Source organism: Kitasatospora sp. NPDC091257, assembly GCF_044757675.1.
In the GTDB taxonomy this organism is placed as follows: domain Bacteria; phylum Actinomycetota; class Actinomycetes; order Streptomycetales; family Streptomycetaceae; genus Kitasatospora; species Kitasatospora lactacystinica.
In genome coordinates this window covers 1-1,865 of record NZ_JBIVVI010001500.1, presented here as the reverse complement: position 1 = coordinate 1,865, position 1,865 = coordinate 1, and the positions used below count along the sequence as shown (strand labels likewise).

General features: G+C 77.1%; 2 protein-coding genes and 1 pseudogene. 2 read left to right on the top strand and 1 reads right to left on the bottom strand.

Annotation, left to right across the window (positions count from 1 at the left end):
- Positions 1-673: pseudogene (locus tag ACIQOV_RS39715) on the top strand (hypothetical protein); the annotation flags it as partial.
- 13 nt (positions 674-686) lie between these two features.
- Here the strand turns inward: ACIQOV_RS39715 and ACIQOV_RS39710 are convergent.
- Positions 687-857, bottom strand: a complete 171-nt coding sequence (locus tag ACIQOV_RS39710; protein ID WP_401055789.1) for a DUF4259 domain-containing protein — start codon at positions 855-857, stop codon at positions 687-689.
- Positions 858-968: 111 nt separating this feature from the next.
- On the opposite strand from ACIQOV_RS39710, the gene ACIQOV_RS39705 reads away from it, so the two are divergent.
- A complete protein-coding gene (locus tag ACIQOV_RS39705; protein ID WP_380355891.1) occupies positions 969-1,406 on the top strand; it encodes a hypothetical protein in 438 nt (145 codons plus the stop codon).
- The last annotated feature ends 459 nt before the right edge of the window (positions 1,407-1,865 follow it).

Genomic DNA, 1,865 nt, shown 5'->3' with positions numbered 1-1,865 from the left:
AGTCAGTGCGCACCGACTACGCCTCGTCGCCGGACTGCCGCAACGCGCTGTGGGCGACCTCGTCGAGCCTGAACTACGAGGACGAGCAGTCCCCGAACTGGTCGCCGTCCTGCTGCAGCACGGCGACTGCGGCCCGCTGGCCCCGCGCGCCGAACTCCTCGCGGCGGCCCGGTCCGGCGCGCCCGGCCCCTACGGCCCGTACCTGCGCTGCCTGGCCGCGGGCCTGCGGCGGCTGCCCAGCCACTACGGCGGCGTGCTGGTCGCGGGCCCGGCGCAGGACTGCGACCTCGCCGCGTACGCCCCGGGCGCGGTGCTGACCGAGCGGGCCCCGGTGACCGGCCTGGCGGCGCCCGGAGCGGATCTGGGGGAGGACATCGGGATCGAGTTCGCCATCTGGTCCGTCAGCGGCCGCCGCAGCTCGGCCTTCGGCGGTCCGGGCGACCAGCCGACGGTGATCTTCGCCCCGGGCACGGAGTTCGAGGTGGTCGAGGTCGAGCCGGCCGCCCCGGAGGAGGGCCGTCCGGCCCGGGTGCTGCTCCACGAGATCGGCGGCGTCCGCCCGGGCCCGGACCGGCTGCGCACCTGGCTCGCCCGCCGCGACGCCGTCGCCCCCGCCGACCGCGTCCGCCCCGCCGACCCCTCCCGCTACGCCCTGGACCTGGGCGCCGCCTGACGGTCGATCGTTCCTAGAGGTCGAACAGCGCGTCCTGCGGCTCGGGATCGGGTGCGAGCACGGCGCGCGGGCGCCTGACGGCCTGGCGCCACTTCGTGCCGTCGGGCGCCTCGTCCCAGAGCTCGGCGAGCTCGGACCCCCCGGCGACCACGCGGTCGAGTGCCTCGACGGCGAGCGGCCGCAGGTCGGTGGCGAGGACGGGAAGCGCCCCGCGCGTGCCCCGGTGAACCCCGGGCCGCCGGTCGGCCGTCGGACGGAACGTAGGGCTGTGGTGATCGGCAGGAGGAGTACGGGGATGGGCGAGACGGTGAACGGCGGGTTCCGGCTGGCGGCGGTGTTCGACGCGGTGGATCCGGTGACCGGGCCCGGGTTCGCACCGGACCGGCCGCGGCTGGCGGCGGGGGCGGATCGCGAGGCCGTCGCCCGGTACCTGCGGGCCGGGGCGACGGTGCTGCTGACGCCGATGCTGATGGACGACGTGGTCGACCCGGGGCGGCGCGGCGTCGTGCCGATGGGCTTCCGCACCGACGGCCGGTGGATCTGGACCGACACCGTGACGTACTACCTGGAGGAGTACGGGCTGGCGCCCGACCCCGAGTTGCTCGCCCACGTGCGCGAGCAGCTCGACGAGCCGTGGACGCAGCCCTCGGCGGCGGTGCTGGAGCAGGCCGTGTCCTTCGTGCTGTCCCCGCCGGAGGCGGCCGCGGAGCCGGTCTGGACGGTCGGGACCTGAAGCGCGCCGGCCGGCCGAACCGGTCCGGCTGAACCGGTTCGGCCACGCGGGCCGTAGCTCCCCACAGGAGTGTCGTCGAACGCAGGGGATGCATGGTGGGCGAGGAGCAGCGCGGCGAGCCGGAGCGGAGGGCGGGCGGCTTCCAGCTCCCGGCGGTGAACTGGGCGTTGGCGGCCGAGGCGGACCCCGGGGAGCCGGCGGAGCCGGCGCAGGAGCCCGCGAGCGCCGCGACGGCGGTGCTCCCGGTGCCGTCGGGTGCCGGTGCGGGTGCCGGTGCCGCGGGCGCCGCGACGGGCGGGGCACGGACCGGACCGAAGCCCGAGGCCGGACCGAAGCCCGAGGCCGAGGCCGAGGCCGAGGCGGAGCCCGAGTCTGCGGCGCCGACGGGTATCGGGCCGGCGCCGCTGAGATCGGCCGAGCGGCGGGTAGGGGGAGGGGGTTCGTAGGCGTGTAGTTCTC